This window comes from Maritimibacter alkaliphilus HTCC2654, from assembly GCF_000152805.1.
Lineage (GTDB): Bacteria > Pseudomonadota > Alphaproteobacteria > Rhodobacterales > Rhodobacteraceae > Maritimibacter > Maritimibacter alkaliphilus.
Genome location: NZ_CH902578.1, coordinates 981,127 through 996,972 on the forward strand (window position 1 = coordinate 981,127; position 15,846 = coordinate 996,972).

The 15,846-nt window shown below is 64.7% G+C and carries 18 protein-coding genes; 5 read left to right on the top strand and 13 right to left on the bottom strand.

Annotation, left to right across the window (positions count from 1 at the left end):
• Nucleotides 1–34: 34 nt before the first annotated feature.
• From RB2654_RS05960 to secG, 10 genes are all read right to left on the bottom strand, one after another.
• Complete coding sequence (locus RB2654_RS05960; protein ID WP_008329604.1) at nt 35–841, bottom strand: ABC transporter permease; 807 nt, start codon at nt 839–841, stop codon at nt 35–37.
• Nucleotides 838–1,722 carry an ABC transporter permease gene (locus RB2654_RS05965; protein ID WP_008329605.1) on the bottom strand — a complete coding sequence of 295 codons (885 nt, stop codon included), beginning with the start codon at nt 1,720–1,722 and terminating at the stop codon, nt 838–840. The genes RB2654_RS05960 and RB2654_RS05965 overlap by 4 nt, the downstream gene beginning before the upstream one ends.
• Before the next feature lie 41 nt (nt 1,723–1,763).
• Nucleotides 1,764–2,495: a transporter substrate-binding domain-containing protein gene (locus tag RB2654_RS05970; RefSeq protein ID WP_008329606.1), complete on the bottom strand. Its 732-nt coding sequence runs from the start codon at nt 2,493–2,495 to the stop codon at nt 1,764–1,766.
• A 20-nt stretch (nt 2,496–2,515) separates the two neighbouring features.
• The gene (locus RB2654_RS05975) at nt 2,516–3,295 is read right to left on the bottom strand and encodes an ABC transporter ATP-binding protein (RefSeq protein WP_008329607.1); all 780 of its coding nucleotides are present in this window, start codon (nt 3,293–3,295) and stop codon (nt 2,516–2,518) included.
• Between the two features lie 132 nt (nt 3,296–3,427).
• Nucleotides 3,428–3,862 (bottom strand): tellurite resistance TerB family protein, encoded by a 435-nt coding sequence (locus RB2654_RS05980; RefSeq protein ID WP_008329608.1) that lies wholly within the window; start codon nt 3,860–3,862, stop codon nt 3,428–3,430.
• Nucleotides 3,863–3,937: 75 nt separating this feature from the next.
• Nucleotides 3,938–4,231 carry a DUF1330 domain-containing protein gene (locus RB2654_RS05985; protein WP_008329609.1) on the bottom strand — a complete coding sequence of 98 codons (294 nt, stop codon included), beginning with the start codon at nt 4,229–4,231 and terminating at the stop codon, nt 3,938–3,940.
• A gap of 1 nt (nt 4,232) precedes the next feature.
• Nucleotides 4,233–5,015 (bottom strand): 23S rRNA (adenine(2030)-N(6))-methyltransferase RlmJ, encoded by a 783-nt coding sequence (locus RB2654_RS05990; protein ID WP_008329611.1) that lies wholly within the window; start codon nt 5,013–5,015, stop codon nt 4,233–4,235.
• Nucleotides 5,016–5,064: 49 nt separating this feature from the next.
• Nucleotides 5,065–6,453 (bottom strand): aromatic ring-hydroxylating oxygenase subunit alpha, encoded by a 1,389-nt coding sequence (locus RB2654_RS05995; RefSeq protein ID WP_040885486.1) that lies wholly within the window; start codon nt 6,451–6,453, stop codon nt 5,065–5,067.
• A gap of 165 nt (nt 6,454–6,618) precedes the next feature.
• Nucleotides 6,619–8,262 carry a CTP synthase gene (pyrG, locus tag RB2654_RS06000; protein WP_008329614.1) on the bottom strand — a complete coding sequence of 548 codons (1,644 nt, stop codon included), beginning with the start codon at nt 8,260–8,262 and terminating at the stop codon, nt 6,619–6,621.
• Nucleotides 8,263–8,482: 220 nt separating this feature from the next.
• Entirely contained in the window at nt 8,483–8,869 is a 387-nt protein-coding gene (gene secG / locus RB2654_RS06005) for a preprotein translocase subunit SecG (RefSeq protein ID WP_008329617.1), read from the bottom strand.
• Nucleotides 8,870–9,043: 174 nt separating this feature from the next.
• On the opposite strand from secG, the gene RB2654_RS06010 reads away from it, so the two are divergent.
• Nucleotides 9,044–10,339, top strand: coding sequence for an adenylosuccinate synthase (locus RB2654_RS06010; protein WP_008329619.1), 1,296 nt, complete (start codon nt 9,044–9,046; stop codon nt 10,337–10,339).
• A gap of 54 nt (nt 10,340–10,393) precedes the next feature.
• Nucleotides 10,394–10,624 (top strand): DUF2842 domain-containing protein, encoded by a 231-nt coding sequence (locus RB2654_RS06015; protein WP_008329621.1) that lies wholly within the window; start codon nt 10,394–10,396, stop codon nt 10,622–10,624.
• Between the two features lie 55 nt (nt 10,625–10,679).
• Here RB2654_RS06015 and RB2654_RS22295 read toward each other — a convergent pair whose 3' ends face one another.
• Nucleotides 10,680–12,959 (bottom strand): hypothetical protein, encoded by a 2,280-nt coding sequence (locus tag RB2654_RS22295; RefSeq protein ID WP_008329623.1) that lies wholly within the window; start codon nt 12,957–12,959, stop codon nt 10,680–10,682.
• On the opposite strand from RB2654_RS22295, the gene RB2654_RS23345 reads away from it, so the two are divergent.
• A complete protein-coding gene (locus RB2654_RS23345) occupies nt 12,949–13,158 on the top strand; it encodes a hypothetical protein (protein WP_138424107.1) in 210 nt (69 codons plus the stop codon). The genes RB2654_RS22295 and RB2654_RS23345 overlap by 11 nt on opposite strands.
• A gap of 50 nt (nt 13,159–13,208) precedes the next feature.
• Nucleotides 13,209–13,847, top strand: a complete 639-nt coding sequence (locus RB2654_RS06025) for a thiamine diphosphokinase (protein WP_246146596.1) — start codon at nt 13,209–13,211, stop codon at nt 13,845–13,847.
• Between the two features lies 1 nt (nt 13,848).
• On the opposite strand, the gene RB2654_RS06030 is transcribed toward RB2654_RS06025, so the two are convergent.
• Nucleotides 13,849–14,202, bottom strand: a complete 354-nt coding sequence (locus RB2654_RS06030) for a YbaN family protein (RefSeq protein ID WP_008329625.1) — start codon at nt 14,200–14,202, stop codon at nt 13,849–13,851.
• Nucleotides 14,203–14,304: 102 nt separating this feature from the next.
• Nucleotides 14,305–14,907, bottom strand: a complete 603-nt coding sequence (locus RB2654_RS06035; protein WP_008329626.1) for a hypothetical protein — start codon at nt 14,905–14,907, stop codon at nt 14,305–14,307.
• Nucleotides 14,908–15,040: 133 nt separating this feature from the next.
• Between RB2654_RS06035 and rpiA the strand changes: the two genes are divergently transcribed.
• Complete coding sequence (gene rpiA, locus RB2654_RS06040) at nt 15,041–15,823, top strand: ribose-5-phosphate isomerase RpiA (RefSeq protein WP_008329627.1); 783 nt, start codon at nt 15,041–15,043, stop codon at nt 15,821–15,823.
• Nucleotides 15,824–15,846: the final 23 nt, after the last annotated feature.

Genomic DNA, 15,846 nt, shown 5'->3' on the forward strand with positions numbered 1-15,846 from the left:
CCCCCGGGATATTTGGGACCGGAAAGAGACGCGCTCAGCGCACGAGCATCAGCCGCAAGCGCAGTTTCGGTCGGGTTTCCTGCGGCAGGTGCCGGGTCAGGCGGCGGTTGATCGCGCCGAAGATCGTGATGACCGAGAGGGTCAGCAGGATGAAGTAGAAGGCGAGGATCGGGTAGGGGACGAAGGGGTTGAAGGTCTTGTCCGCGAAATAGTTGGCGTAATAAAGCGCGTCGCCCCGCTGTTGCCAGGCCGGAAAGCCCGAGAAAAACACGAGCGCGGTGGCGTGAAACAGAAAGATCGCCTCGTTCGTGTAGGCGGGCCAGGCCAGACGCAGCATGGTCGGAAAGGTGATCCGGCGGAAGCGTTTCCAGCCCATGATGCCATAGGCATCGGCGGCTTCGAGATCGCCCTTCGGGATGGCTTTGAGCGCGCCGTAGAAGATTTCGCCGGCGTAGGCCGAGGTGTTCAGAAACAGAACGATGGTGGCCCCGAAGGCCGCCGAGGTCAGCGGATCGAAGATCGGGGCGACCTGTTTCAGCGACAGGAAGGCGAAATAGGCGAAGAAGAACTGGATGAAGAGGGGCGAGCCGCGAAAGAGGAAGATGAACCACTCCGCCGGTTTTCTGATGAGCGGCGTCGCGGAGGATTTACCGAGCGCCACAGCGATCGACAGGAAGAACCCGAAGGCGAGCGCGAGGACGCCGAAGTAGATGTTCCAGATCATGCCGGAGCCGATCAGCGTGAACTGCTGGCAGAGCGTGAAGTCGGACCGGGGCAGGAGACGCTCACCGATCCCGATGGAGCGCAGGCCGTAGTCCATGACCGTGTCCCAGCAGCTCATGCGGCGGCCTTTCGCTGGGCTTCGCCCGCGGCGGTGGCCTGCCCGTGGGAAAGGCGCGCCATCAGCTTGTCGAGCACGATTTCCGAGAGTTTCGTGAGCAGCAGATAGAACACGAGCAGCGCACCGAAGTAATACATCCGCCAGTCGCCGTGCGGGTAGTCGGAGAAGCGCGCGGTCTTGGAGCCGCCGAGTTCGCGCGCCCAATAGACGATGTCTTCGACCCCCAGAAGGAACAGAAGCGGCGTGGCCTTGATAAGGATCATCCAGAGGTTCGACAGGCCCGGCAGGGCGTAAAGCCACATCTGCGGGACGAGAATGCGCCAGAAGGCCTGACGGTGGGAAAAGCCATAAGCCTCGGCGGTTTCCATCTGGGCGCGGGGGACCGAGCGCATGGCGCCGAACAGCACATTGGCCGCGAAGGCGCCGAAAACGATGGCGAAGGTCAGGACGGCGAGGGTGAAGCCGTAGCTTTCATGCACCCATTGCGGCGAGGTCGAGAGCGGCAGTTTGGCCTGCGCACAGACCACGAAATCGCTGCCCTGACGGATCGGCGCGTCCCAGTCCGGGCATTTCACCTGATGGCGCAGCCACTCGAACGCCTGATCCAGCGCGATGACGAAGAAGAGGAAAAAGGCGATGTCGGGCACGCCGCGCACGATCGAGGTATAGCCCTTGCCGAACCAGCGCAGGGGCGCGATGGGCGAGCGGGCGGCCGAGGCACCGATGAAGCCGAAGCCCAGCGAGACGGGCGCGGTGATGACGAGAAGCAGCATCACCACCCCGAAGGACTGGTAGAACAGGATATGCTTGCCGCTGGTGAGGTAGCAGGCAAGCCACTGCAATTCTTGCAGGTTCTGGGGGTCTGCGCAGATTTCGAACATCGGTGGAGAGGAGCGGCCCGAAAGCCGCCCCCCGTGTCAGATCAGTACGGGCCTTCCATGCCGTCGAACCATTTGGCGATCAGTTCGTTGACGGTGCCGTCTGCCTTCAGTTCGGCGATCGCGGCGTTGAGCTTGTCTTTCAGCTCGGTGTCGCTTTCACGCACGCCAAGGCCGATACCGCCGCCCAGCATCACGTCGTCGCCCGCGAACATCAGGTCGCTGTCTTCGGCCACGATGGGCTCGAGGAACGACTTGTCGGCGAGGACCGCGTCGGCTTCGCCGTTTTTCACGGCGGCGATGGTTTCGTCCGGGGTGGCGAATTCGACAAGCTGCGCGCCGTCCATCGAGGCCACGTGGCTGGCCTGAATCGTGCCGGTCTGGGCCGCGATCACGCCGGTGCCGTCGAAGGCGTCGGACATGGCGACGAAGGAGGACGGATCGGGCGGGAAGTAGGCCTCGGTGAAGTCGATGACCTCGTCACGTTCGTCGGTGATCGACATGCCCGCGATGATCGTGTCGTAGTTGCCGGAAACGAGGTTCGGGATGATCGAATCCCACTCGTTCGTCACCCATTCGCAGGTCAGCCCGGCGGTTTCGCAGATCGCGTCGCCCAGTTCACGCTCGAACCCGTCGACTTCGCCGTTGTCGTTGAGGAAGTTGAACGGAGGGTAGGCGCCTTCGGTGCCCATGCGCACGGTCATGGCGTGGCTTTCGGCCATCGCGGTGCCCGCAGTCAGCGCGAGCGCGGCGGCGGTGAGGATCAGCTTTTTCATTTTTTGCTCCCTTGGTTGGTTCAGGCCGGAACGGTGGCGGAGAGGAACCCCTTAAGCCGTTCCGATTTGGGGTTGGAGAAGAGCTCTTCGGGTGGCCCTTCTTCCTCGATCTTTCCCTGATGGAGAAAGACCACATGATCGGCCACGTCTGCGGCCATGCGCATGTCGTGGGTCACGATTATCATGGTGCGGCCCTCGGCGGCGAGCGCCTTAATGACGCGCACCACCTCTTGCTCGAGCTCTGGGTCGAGGGCCGAGGTGGGTTCGTCGAACAAGAGCGCCTTGGGCTCCATGCACAGCGCGCGGGCGATGGCGGCGCGCTGTTGCTGGCCGCCGGACAACTGCGCCGGGTAGACGTCGCATTTGTCGCCGATGCCGACCTTTTCGAGATAGGAGCGCGCGGCCTCTTCCACGTCTTTTTTCGGGCGGCCCAGAACGGTGACGGGGGCCTCCATGACGTTTTCGAGGATGGTCATATGGGACCACAGGTTGAACTGTTGGAACACCATCGACAGGTTGGTGCGAATGCGCGTCACCTGCGCCCGGTCGGCGGGGCGGCGGGCAAGGCCGGTTCCATGCCAGCGGATCGGCTCGCCCTCGAACAGGATTTCGCCCGACTGGCTGTCTTCCAGCAGGTTGCAGCACCGCAGAAGCGTGGATTTGCCCGAGCCGGACGACCCGATCATCGAGATCGCCTGGCCGCGCGGGGCGGACAGGCTGACACCTTTCAGGACCTCGAGTTCCCCGAAACTCTTGTGCAGGTCATTTATCTCTATGACGGGCGGTTCAGTGTGCGGCACAGCATTTGATCATATCGGTTTCGAGGCCCGAGTAGGGACGAAATCCCAATGTATTGCAACGATAGATTGCCCGATGCCCGGGCGGCTTTTGCCTGCCGTTGGGTCAGGTGGCGCGAAAACGGGCAACGGGCCTCAGCCCATCGCCTTTTGTCGCGCGATGTTCGAGTCGCGGTCGGACACACCCAGGAATTTGGCGATGAGCCGCATCAGCGCGTCTTCTTCATCGGCCCGGTCGCCGTCCGCCAATACCACACGCCAGGCGGCCGCGACGACGCTCGTGCGGTCTTCGTAGGGCACCGCATCCTTGATCGCCTCGGTGAAGCGGACGGTGTCGGGGGCCTGCGATTCCAGCTCCTGCGCCTGATACATCAGATCCTGCGCCAGTTCGGGGGACAGGTCGTAACGGTCCGCCACGATGTCGCGGATCTGGTCCTTTTCGACGTCGTCATATTGCCCGTCCGAGCGGGCGATCCGCACGAGCAGGGCGGTCAGCGCCACGCGGGCGTCTTCGGGCGGGAGCTCTTCGGGCGCGGAGCCGAAGAGGGAATTCATGAGTTTGTCGAACATAGCTATCCACTTAGGCCGGTTTCGCGACGCTTTCCAGCGTGTGACTGTCAACTTTCGGGGATATGGCCCGGTTCCTCAGTCCTCATAGCCCTCGATGATGATGAGGTCGCCTTCGGACACCGGGTCGCGGATCGCCTTGGCGGCCTGATATTCCGGGCTGTCGTAGCAGGCGAGCGCATCGGCGTAGCTGGGAAATTCGATCACCACGTTGCGCGCCCGCGCGGTGCCTTCGGCGATCCGATGCTCGCCGCCGCGCACGAGGAAGCGGGCCTTGTACTTGGCGAAGGCCGAGGCGTTCGCGGCCACATAGGTCATGTAGGTTTCGGGGTCGTCCACATCGACGCGACCGATCCAGTATCCTTTGGGCATGTCAGCCTCCCAAGCTGTCGAATTTCTGTTTCAGTTTTCCCGCTTCGTCGGCCAGACCCCACGGCGGGTTGAGCACGAAAAGACCCGAGCCGACCATGCCATGTCCGGGGCGCGAGGGTGGAAAGCGCACTTCGCTTATCAGTGCCTCGGGGTGCTGGGTGGTGAGTGTACGTACCATCCCGACATGGCGGTCGTCGGTGAGGATCGGATACCACAGCAAGACAACGCCCACGGGCCACTTGCGCGCGATCTTCGAGATCGCCTTCGGCAGGGTGTCGTAGTCCGATTTCAACTCCCACGACGGGTCGATGAGCAACACGCCCCGGCGCGGATCGGGGGGCGTCACGGCCAGTGCCATTTCGATCCCGTCGCGCTGTTCGACTTTTGCGCCCAAAGGCCGCATGACCTCGGCCAGAGCCGCACTTTCCTGCGGATGCAGATCGGCCAGTCGCAGGGAATCGCCGGGTCGCAACAGATGCGCGGCGATCAGGGGCGAGCCGGGATAGGCGGTGGCGCGGTATTCGGCCGTCACCCCGTCGCGGGCGCGGGTGTATGGGTGATCGGGGCCGAACCAGTCGGCCACACGCCCGATGCCCGCCGCCGCTTCGCCCGTCTTGACCGCCTCGGGCGCGTCCAGCCGATAAAGCCCGCGTCCCGCATGGGTTTCGATGTAGGACAGCGGTTTGTCCTTTTGCGTCAGGTAGTCCAGCACCCACGCCAGAAGCCCGTGCTTGTGCACGTCGGCCAGATTGCCCGCATGGAAGATGTGTTGGTAGGACAGCATCCCTTGGCGTAACGCCTGCCCCAAGCGGCATCAAGGGGCGAGGCGATGGTCAGTCTGCCACGTATTTGCCGAGGGTCTGGTGGAAATGCCGGATGCGCTGTTCTTCGTAGCGCGCAAGCTCGACGACGCCGGTCGCGGAATTGCGCAGCCCGTCCTGCACAAGCCCGAGGTTAGAGATGTCCTGATCGATGACCGGCCCCAGAACGGGCAGTTCGGGGGCTTCCGACCACGGTGCGCCCGGTTCGATCCAGCGCAGTTCGGCAGGTGCGGGGCGTGGTTTTCCGGCGGGGCAGCGCTTCAGGATCATCACCTCCATGATGCACGTATGAACATCCATCCCGTTTGGGCGCCAGCGGTAGACGATGTTGGGCGCGAATCCGCCCCACGGCGCGAAGTTCGGAAAGACGTTATAGACGAGCGCGTCCAGAACCTCGGCATCCGAGACGCCGGAATGGTCGATCCCGTAGGCCCGACTGAACGCCGCGCGGGTCTTGTCGCCCAGCGTGCGGCGGGCCTGGATCGCGCCATCGTCCTTGGGGTCGACCGTCTGGGCCTCTTCGCGCATCCCAAGCATCTGCGCCACGATCTCCTGCTCCGACACGGCGCCCTCGCCCATATGGGGGCTGGTCACGCCGAAGGCGGCGAGATTTCGGTTCACGTTGTCGCCGTAAAGGTCGTATTGCGCGCTGGCGTCCGCGAAGAAGGGCAGGATCTGCGGGTGCGTGGCGATGACGTGGTAGCTTTCCATGAAAGCCTCCTGCGCCACCTTCCAGTTGCATTGCATGACCCCGGCCAGATGCACGGACTTGTAGCAATCCTCGAGCCGCCAGGGCGCGAAATGCTCCGGCAGCACGCCGAGGTAGTCGGCCAGCGGCGCGGCGTCCGTGTCGAAATTGATGAAGACGAAGCCGCCCCACGTGTCGACCTGCACCTCGCGCAGATGCGCGTCGTCATCCGTCAGATGCGGGAAATCCCAGCGGCAGGGGATGCTTTTCACGCTGCCGTCGAGGTTCCAGGTCCAGCCGTGAAAGGCACAACGGATCGTCTGGGCCTGCCCGGCATCGGCCCTAAGCTTGCGGCCCCGGTGCGGGCAGGAATTGACGAAACCGCGCACGGTGCCGCTTTCGGTGCGGACCAGCAGGACCGAGCGGTCCGCGATGTCATAGACGGTCTGATCGCCCGGCGCGGGAATGTCCTCGTCCCGGCAGGCCATCTGCCAGACCTTTTCCCACATCTCGCGCACTTCGCGCTGGAAATAGTCGGGGGAGGTGTAACGGGCGGTGGGCACGCGGACGGTCTGCGGATGATACGGCGCCACGTCGCGCAGGCAGGGCGAAGGCGGGTTCGTGTCGCGGTCCAGCACCATCTGATAGGTCGGGCGCGGGCGGCCTTCGATGGTTTCGGGGTCGGCAAGGGGGGCTGGGGTTTCGCGGTTCATGGCGGGCTCCGTCTGCATCCGTTCATTGTCTCTTGTGCATACGGATAGCGCCCAAGTGCATACAAAAACCTTGATCCAGATCAATCGCCCAACGGCGTGGACACGAAAAAGGCCGCCGCATTCATCGGTGCAGCGGCCCTTGTCTACTGGTCGCTGTGGCCCGCACTAAACGAGGCGTTCCTGCTCGATCGCCGCGCGGACGAAATCCGCGAACAGCGGCGCGGGCGCGAAGGGCTTCGACTTCAGCTCCGGGTGATACTGCACGCCGATGAACCACGGGTGATCCTGCCATTCGACGATCTCGGGCAGGCGGCCATCGGGCGACATGCCGGAGAAGCACAGGCCCTTGGCCTCAAGCTCCTCCCGATACTTGATGTCGACCTCGTAGCGGTGGCGATGGCGTTCTTCGATGGTCGTGTCGCCATAGACTTCGGCCACTTTCGACCCCTCTTTCAGCGTCGCGGTATAGGCGCCAAGCCGCATCGTGCCGCCCTTGTCGTCGGACACCTTGCGCTTGACGGTATAGTTGCCCTGCACCCATTCTTTGAGGTGGTAAACCACGGGCGTAAAACGCTTTTTCCCGGCTTCGTGGTCGAATTCCTCGGACCCGGCATCCTCGAGCCCGACGACGTTGCGAGCCGCTTCGATCACCGCCATCTGCATCCCAAGGCAGATGCCGAGGTAGGGCACCTTGTGCTCGCGCGCGAACTGGGCGGCGCGGATCTTGCCTTCGGTCCCGCGTTCACCGAAGCCGCCGGGGACGAGGATCGCATGGTAGCCTTCGAGATGCGGGGCCGGGTCTTCCTTTTCGAAAATCTCGGCATCGACCCATTCGGTCGTGACCTTCACCCGGTTGGCCATGCCGCCGTGGGTCAGCGCCTCTTTGATCGACTTGTAGGCGTCTTCAAGCTGTACGTATTTGCCGACGATGGCGATTTTCACCTCGCCCTCGGCGTTGTGGATGCGGTCCTCGACATCTTCCCAACGGGTCATGTTGGGCGCGGGGGCCGGGCTGATCTGGAAGGCGTCGAGCACGGCCTGATCGAGACCGGCGCGGTGGAACGACATCGGCGCCTCGTAGATCGACTTGAGGTCGTAGGCCGGGATAACGCTGTCGGGGCGCACGTTACAGAACAGCGCGATCTTGGCGCGTTCCTTTTCGGGGATCGGATGCTCGGCGCGGCAGACCAGCACGTCGGGCGCAATGCCGATGGAGCGCAGCTCCTTCACGCTGTGCTGGGTCGGCTTGGTTTTCAATTCGCCCGAGGCCGCGAGATAGGGGAGCAGCGTAAGGTGCATGAAGATGCACTGGCCGCGGGGGCGTTCCTGACTGAACTGGCGGATCGCCTCGAAGAAAGGCAGCGCCTCGATGTCGCCGACGGTGCCGCCGATCTCGCACAGCATGAAATCGACCTCGTCATCGCCGATCTCGATGAAATCCTTGATTTCATTGGTGACGTGCGGAATCACCTGAATGGTCTTGCCGAGGTAGTCGCCGCGCCGCTCTTTCTCCAGCACGTTGGTATAGATGCGGCCGGACGACACGCTGTCGGTGGCGCGCGCCGCGACGCCGGTGAAGCGTTCGTAATGGCCCAAATCAAGGTCGGTTTCGGCGCCGTCGTCGGTGACGAACACTTCACCATGCTCGAAGGGCGACATCGTGCCCGGATCGACGTTCAGATAGGGGTCCAGCTTGCGCATCCGGACGGAAAAGCCGCGTGCCTGCAACAACGCGCCGAGTGCCGCCGCCGTGAGCCCCTTGCCAAGGGACGAAACCACGCCGCCGGTGATAAAGATGTAACGTGCCATGTAAGGGCTGCCCCCGTGATTTTGGTTGGATGCGGTGCGCTCAGGCCGATTTGTCCCGGCTCAAAAACCCATCATCACGGGATTCCGGAATATCCGATTCCCGGTCTCAAGGCAAGCAGACCGCAATATGATGTGGCCGGATTTTCCGGCTTATCAACAGGTTGTAGTGTGGTGCGAAATCACCCCGTCCGGGTCACGGACGGGGTTTCGGGTGCCGCGCTTATTCGGCGCGCGGCGGGGCCACCGGGGCGTCCGACGACTGATCCGAATTCTGCGACGGCATCATGTCCGTCACGTCGGGCAGCGCCGGGGCGTCCGGGGTCGCGTCGCCCGCATCCGAAGACGGTGCGACGATCAGGTCGGTGACCGAACTGTCCGCCGAGTTGCGCGCCGAGATGATCGTGAGACCAAGTGACGCGGCAAGAAAGGCGATCCCCAGAATCCAGGTCAGTTTGGAAAGCGCCGTGGCCGCGCTGCGCGACGACATCACGCCGCCGCCACCGCCGCCGCCCATGCCGAGCCCACCGCCTTCCGAGCGTTGCAGAAGCACGACGCCGATCAGCGACAGCGCGAGCAGGAGAAGGATGACGAGCAGGACGTTTTCCATGGGACTTTAGCGGCCTTCCGGGGGTCAGTGTTCCGATGGGGCTATCTAGGGTGAACGGCGCGCCGTCGCAACCCCAAAGCCATGCCGAAATGCGGGCAGGGCGCGCGGGATTGGCCTTTCACCGGGGCGCGGGCTTCGCTATACGGGCGCGGGTTTACCGACAGAGGAAACGTCATGGCCAACGTAGTCGTCGTAGGCGCCCAGTGGGGCGACGAGGGGAAAGGCAAGATCGTGGACTGGCTCAGCGAACGCGCTGACGTCATCTGCCGGTTTCAGGGCGGTCATAACGCGGGCCACACGCTTGTCATCGACGGCACCGTCTACAAGCTGCACGCGCTGCCTTCGGGCGTGGTGCGCGGCGGCAAACTGTCGGTGATCGGCAACGGCGTGGTGCTGGACCCGTGGCACCTGCTGGGCGAGATCGAGACGATACGCAAACAGGGGGTCGAAATCACGCCCGAGACGCTGATGATCGCCGAGAACACGCCGCTGATCCTGCCGTTCCACGGCGAATTGGACCGGGCGCGCGAAGAGGCCGCGAGCACCGGGACCAAGATCGGCACGACGGGGCGCGGCATCGGGCCGGCCTACGAGGACAAGGTGGGGCGCCGGGTGATCCGGGTCGCCGACCTTGCCGACGACGCGACGCTCGAGGCGCGGGTGGACCGGGCGCTTCAGCACCACAACCCGCTGCGCAAGGGGCTGGGCGTGGACGAGATCGACCGCGACGCGCTGATCGCGCAGTTGAAAGAGATCGCGCCGAAGATCCTCGAATACGCGGCTCCGGCGTGGAAGGTGCTCAACGAAAAGCGCAAGGCGGGGAACCGGATCCTGTTCGAAGGGGCGCAGGGTGCGCTGCTCGACATCGACTTCGGCACCTATCCCTTCGTGACCTCGTCCAACGTGATCGCGGGTCAGGCGGCCACGGGCGTCGGCATGGGGCCGGGGGCGATCGACTATGTGCTGGGCATCGTCAAAGCCTATACGACCCGCGTGGGCGAAGGGCCCTTCCCGTCGGAGCTGTTCGATGCGGACGGTGACCGTCTGGGCACGCGCGGACATGAATTCGGGACCACCACCGGGCGCAAGCGGCGCTGCGGCTGGTTCGACGCGGCGCTCGTGCGGCAGACCTGCGCGATATCCGGCATCAACGGCATCTGCCTGACGAAACTCGACGTGCTCGACGGGTTCGAAACCCTGAAAATCTGCGTGGCCTACGATCTGGACGGCAAGCGGCTGGATTACCTGCCGACCGCCGCCGATGAACAGGCGCGGTGCAAGCCGATCTACGAAGAGTTGGAAGGGTGGAGTGAGTCGACCGAAGGCGCGCGTAGCTGGGCCGATCTTCCGGCCGCCGCGATCAAATACGTCCGCCGGGTCGAGGAACTGATCGAATGCCCGGTCGCGCTCTTGTCCACCAGCCCGGAGCGTGAGGATACGATCCTCGTCACCGATCCGTTCGCGGACTGATGCCGTAAGTCTGGATACCAGACCAAGGGCGCAAGCCCGTTGAAAGGAGACGCCATGGCCCTGTCACTGAAAGCCCGCAAACGCTGGTCGCTGGTCGTTCTGCTGCTCGGCCTGCCGCTGTGGATCATCGTGGCGGTCAACTTGGCCGATCTCATCAACCGCGATTCCATCCTCGTCGAGCTGATCGTGTTCGTCGTGCTTGGCGTGGCGTGGATTTTGCCGTTCAAGAAGCTGTTTCAGGGCGTCGCCGCGATGCCGCCCGAAGAAAAGCGCGACGAGGAATGAAAAACGGCGGGGTCCGACCCCGCCGTTTCCGACATCCCCATAACGCGGCAGCGTTTCACTCGTAATACAAACTGTCCTCAGACAGGACGAACTGGCCCCGGTTGACCTTGACGATCTGACCGGAGCGCAGGAGCTGGGCGAAACTCGCCAGCGCTTCTTCGCGCCCCGCGCCGGACGAGGAGGCGAGGGCGAGCGAAATGATTTGCGGACGTGTGGCCCAGGGACGGCCCACTTCCTGCGTGACGAAGGCGGTGGCCGCCTCCAACGTGTCTTCGATCCCTTCGACCCCCAGATCGGCGGCGAAAGCGCGGAAACCCGAGGTCATGTTGTCGCTGGCCTCTTCGCCCTCGTCATCCTGCGCCTCTTCCGGCTCGTCCTGCATGGCGAGGTTCGATTTGCCCACGCGACGCGGGCGCACCGGGCGCACCGGACGGGCGGGTTTGGCGACGGCGGCCGGGCGCGCGGGCTGGGGCACTTCGGCTTCGGCCACGTCGGACTGATCCACACGCTGCTCGGACACCAGAACCAGCGGGGCGAGGCGGCGCTTGGGGCGGTCGGCATCGGCCTGCGGGCGGCGCGGACGCACGACGCGGGCAAGGTCGTCGCGGTATTCGTCGTTGGTCAGCGGCGTCGGGTCGATCGAATCGAGCGCCTCGTCCACCTCGTCACGGTCGGCGCGCTTGGCCTGAACCGCGGCCTTGAGGTGCTGGATCGCATTGCGGCGACGGGTGCTTTCGCCGGTGGCGAGCTGCGAATTGGTCTTTTGCAAGATGCGGTCGATGGCGCGGTCGGTTTCGCCCATATCCACATCCGCGAACGGCGCGGCCTGCGCCTTGCGGTCGTCCTGAATGCGATCTTCGGGCTCTTCCTCGGGCTCAATGGGCAGGGCTTCGCCGCGCACCATGTCGTCTTCGTCTTCCTCGTCCGCGACGTCCTCGGCCAGCGCGGCCTCGTCCTCGTCGGCGTCATCGGCCAGCGCGGCGCGTGCGGCGTTGAAATCGTCTTCGTCGGCACCCGCCGTTTCGCGCGAGTCGCGCTCGACCTCGGCCAGTTCGGCAATCAGCGCGGCCTCGTCCTCGGGCGTCAGCGTGCTTTCGCCGGGAACGGTGAAATCGTCCTCGTCCGGGTCATAAGGCTCCTCGGTTGCCGTCGCTTCGATCTGCTGCGGGGCCGGGGTTTCGTCCTTGGCGAAGGGGCGACGCACACGGACCACGCGGGCGATCGGGCGGCGCGGCTGGGTCGCCGGGGTCTGGGTCTGGGCGGGCACGATCACGGTCGCGGCCTTGGCGTCCCTAGCGGGCGCTTCGTCCTCGGCTGCATCCGGCGTTTCGGCGACCTGCGGGGTGTCTTCGTCCGCATCTGCGTCATCGGTCGCGAAGTCCTCGGCAAAGGCGCTGAGGTCCAGCGGCGCTTCGTCCTCATCCTCGTCGTAGTCGAGTTCCGAGGCGGTCTCTTCGCTCACTTCGTCGGTCAGCGCCTCGTCCTCGAGCGCCGAATCTTCGGCCACCTTGCCGAGCAGGGCGGAAATGTCGTCATCCTCCTCCGACGCATCGTCCTCCGCCTGCGCTTCGGCGGGCGTGTCGTCTTCGTCGTCGGTGTCGATCGGCAGAACTTCGTCCTGTTCCTCGGCCAGCAGCGCCTCTTCGAGAATGTCGTCGTCGTCGCGGAAGTAATCGTCGGCGTGTTCGTCTTCTGAATAGTCGTCGGCGCTTACATCGGTGACGGCGTGGATGCGGCGGATGCGATCGGTCACGGACCCGGCGTCCGCCGCTTCGTCTTCGTCCTCATCGGCGGCACGGCGCGCTTCGGCCTCGGCTTCGGCGCGGCGCTGTTCGGCTTCCGCTTCCGCCTCGGCGCGGCGCCGGGCCGCTTCGGCTTCCGCCTCGGCCCGGCGGGCTTCTTCTTCTTCGGCGGCGCGTGCGGCGTCTTCCTCGGCCTTGCGGGCGGCCTCGGCCTCCTGCGCGGCAGCCTCTTCTGCGGCCTTTGCGGCGGCCTCTTCGGCGGCCCGGCGATTCTCGGCCTGACGCTCGACTTCGGCGGCGTGGCGTTCCGCCTCTTCCTCGGCGGCGCGGCGACGGGCCTCATCGGCCTGGCGCTTGATTTCGTCGTCCACGGTCGGGGCCGCGGCACCGGTGAGCAGACCGGTCGCGGGCATCTCGTCGTCGGTGGCCTGACGCAGCACGACGCCATGTTCGCTGACCCGAGCCTCGACGCGGCGCTTGACCTCGCGTTCGGCTATCTGGTGCAGCATCTCGGCATCCGGCTGCGGGGGTTCGGCCCCGAAATAGCGGTCATCCGCCGCAAGTTCGCGGAAATACTCGGCGATGGACTTCATCGTCGAGAACGGCTCATCGAATCCCTCCAGCGTGCAGCTGAAAGTTCCGTATGATACAGTGAGAATCCTGCTCGAACTCACCATCTCTGACTCGCTTTCTCCCCCGATCCAGCAGGGAATGGTTTACCATGCCCTGTCCCGCGAAATTGCACAAAACCGAGATAATCGCGGTATTTTTTCTGGTCCGAAATGTGGATAGTTTCCGACATGGATACAAAGATGGCCATAAAATCCGGTTTTTTAACCTATTTGGAAAAAGTCACCCTTCTTGGCGGCGGCGAGCTTGCCCCGGGCACGGTTTCCGAATTGTTGACGATCGCGCCGAATCTCGTCTGCTGCGACGGGGCGGCGGGCCGGGCGCTGGCGATGGGCCATGTGCCGGACGCGGTGGTGGGCGATCTCGACTCGATCGACGCGGAAACGCGCGCACGGCTCGACCCGGCGACGGTGCATTTCTCCGGCGACCAGGACACGACGGATTTCGACAAGGCGCTCCTCGCTATCGACGCGCCTTTGGTTCTGGGGGCGGGGTTCATGGGACGCAGGCTGGACCATGAGCTTGCCTGTTACAATGCGCTCGTGCGCTGGGACCGGCGCTGCATCCTCGTCGGCGATCATGACATCTGCTTCCACGCGCCCGCCTCGGTCCGGCTCGACCTGCCCAAAGGCACGCGGGTGTCGGTGTTTCCACTGGCCGAGCGCGTGGTGAACCTGCGCGGGCTGGTCTGGTCGCATGAGGGCATCACCCTGTCGCCCCTTGGTCGGGTCGGCACGTCGAACGCGGCGGACGGGGTGGTTGAGATCGAAAGCTCCGGCCCCGGTCTGCTGGTCATCCTTCCGGTCGGGCATCTGAATGCGGCGATCGAGGCGGTTCTCGCCATGCCGTGACTTAATCGGGACGGGTGAGGATGAACACCGCCGCCCCGCCCATGCACAGCGCCTGAATGGTGATGAGCCAACCGGACAGGCCCAGCACCACCGACAAAAGCAACAGCGCCGCCATCATCGACACCGCCAGCACTTTGGCCCGGCGCGAAATCGCGCCGCGATCCTCCCAATCCCGGATCGGCGGACCAAGGTGGGCATGGTCGATCAGCCATGCCCGCATCCGGGGGCTGCCCTTGCCGAAGGCGAAGGCCGCGACCAGCAGGAAAGGCGTGGTCGGCAGGCCCGGCAGAACGACCCCAAGACCGCCAAGGGCGAGCGCGGCCCAACCCAACAGGAGATACCCGAAACGTTGCATGGTCCGACTGTACCCTGTGCCGCTTGCCAAATCGTTCCCGTCCGAAAGACCGGACGATTCCGGCACCATGGCCCCATGCCGATAAGACGGCAAGGCCGGGCGTCACTCCGCCTGTGTTCGGGCAAGTCTCAGCCCGGCGGTATAGTGAATCTCGGGCCCGTCGTCGCGCGTGCGCCAGTCCCAGGCACCGAGCATCAGGTCGGCCGACAGGGCGACGAGCCAGATGGTATGGGTGAACTGCCGACCGTCGTCCGACACCGTCTCGACCTGCGCCGCCAGCCGGGGAAAGCGCGACAGGGTGCAGCCCAAGGCCGCCTCCACATCCGCGCTGGATTGAGCGGCCTCGGGATCGTCGGAAAGCGTCAGGACCGGATCGCCGGACCAGCGCCACACCCCCTGACCGAACGGCATTTCGACGAAAGTGACCGGCGAAAGGGGCGCCACCATCCCGAACATCCTGAAGGCGCCGTCGACGACATACAGCCGGACCGGCAGGCGCTTGATCTCGGACGTGTAGGTCGGGGTCTCTTCTGTGCGGATGCGGAACCGCGAGACGGTCATCGTCCAGCCGTCCCCCATCACCGCTTCGGGGTCGAGTTGTGCCGTATCGCAAAGCGACGCGTCCGGGCCCGGCAGCGTGCCCTCGGCCATCGCGCACGAGGCGGCGGCGGACAGGGCAAGGGCGGTCAGGGCGGCGCGAAACATGGCGATCTCCGGATCGGTGAGGAAACCATAAGGCCGCGCGCCGCATGAGGCCAGTCTTCGCGTCGCAATCGGCTCTCGCCCCGCCCGCAGCGATTGCCTATAAAGCCTGCGAACGCAGCGCAGGGACCCGCCCATGTCATCCAACCTCTCGCCCATCGACACCGCCAAGTTCGTCGCCGCCAAGCGTGCGGTGGATTTCGTCGAGGACGGGATGCGCGTGGGGCTGGGCACCGGGTCGACGGCGGCCTGGATGGTGCGCTGTCTGGGCGAACGCGTGCGTGAGGAGGGGCTCCGGATCGCCGGTGTCCCGACCTCGACCCGGACCGCGGAACTGGCGCGCCAGGTCGGTATCCGTGTGATCTCGCTGGACGAGGCGCGCTGGCTCGACCTCACCATCGACGGCGCGGACGAATTCGACATGGACCTGAACCTCATCAAGGGCGGGGGCGGCGCGCATCTTCAGGAAAAGATCGTGGCGACGGCCTCGGATCAGATGATCGTCATCACCGATCCGTCGAAACAGGTCGAACACCTCGGCTCGTTCCCGCTGCCGGTCGAAGTGATTCCGTTCGGATGGCAGACCTCGAAAGCCCTGATCGAGGAAACGCTCGCCTCGCTCGAGGTTCTGGGACAGACCAGCGCGCTCAGGATGAACGGCGAGGCCCCCTTCGTCACCGACGAAGGCAACCACATCATCGACCTCTACCTGCAACGCATCGGCAATCCGCGCCAGCTTTCCATGGTGCTGAACCAGATCCCGGGCGTGGTCGAGAACGGGCTGTTCATCGACATCTGCGACAAGGTCGTCATCGGGCATCAGGACGGGCGCGTCGAAGTCATCGACATAAACGAAGGCACGCATGACGAGGGCCTCGTCGAATTCGCTGAAACCGAGAACCTGTTCTCCGACATCTGATTTCGAATTCCGCTTGCGCGAAA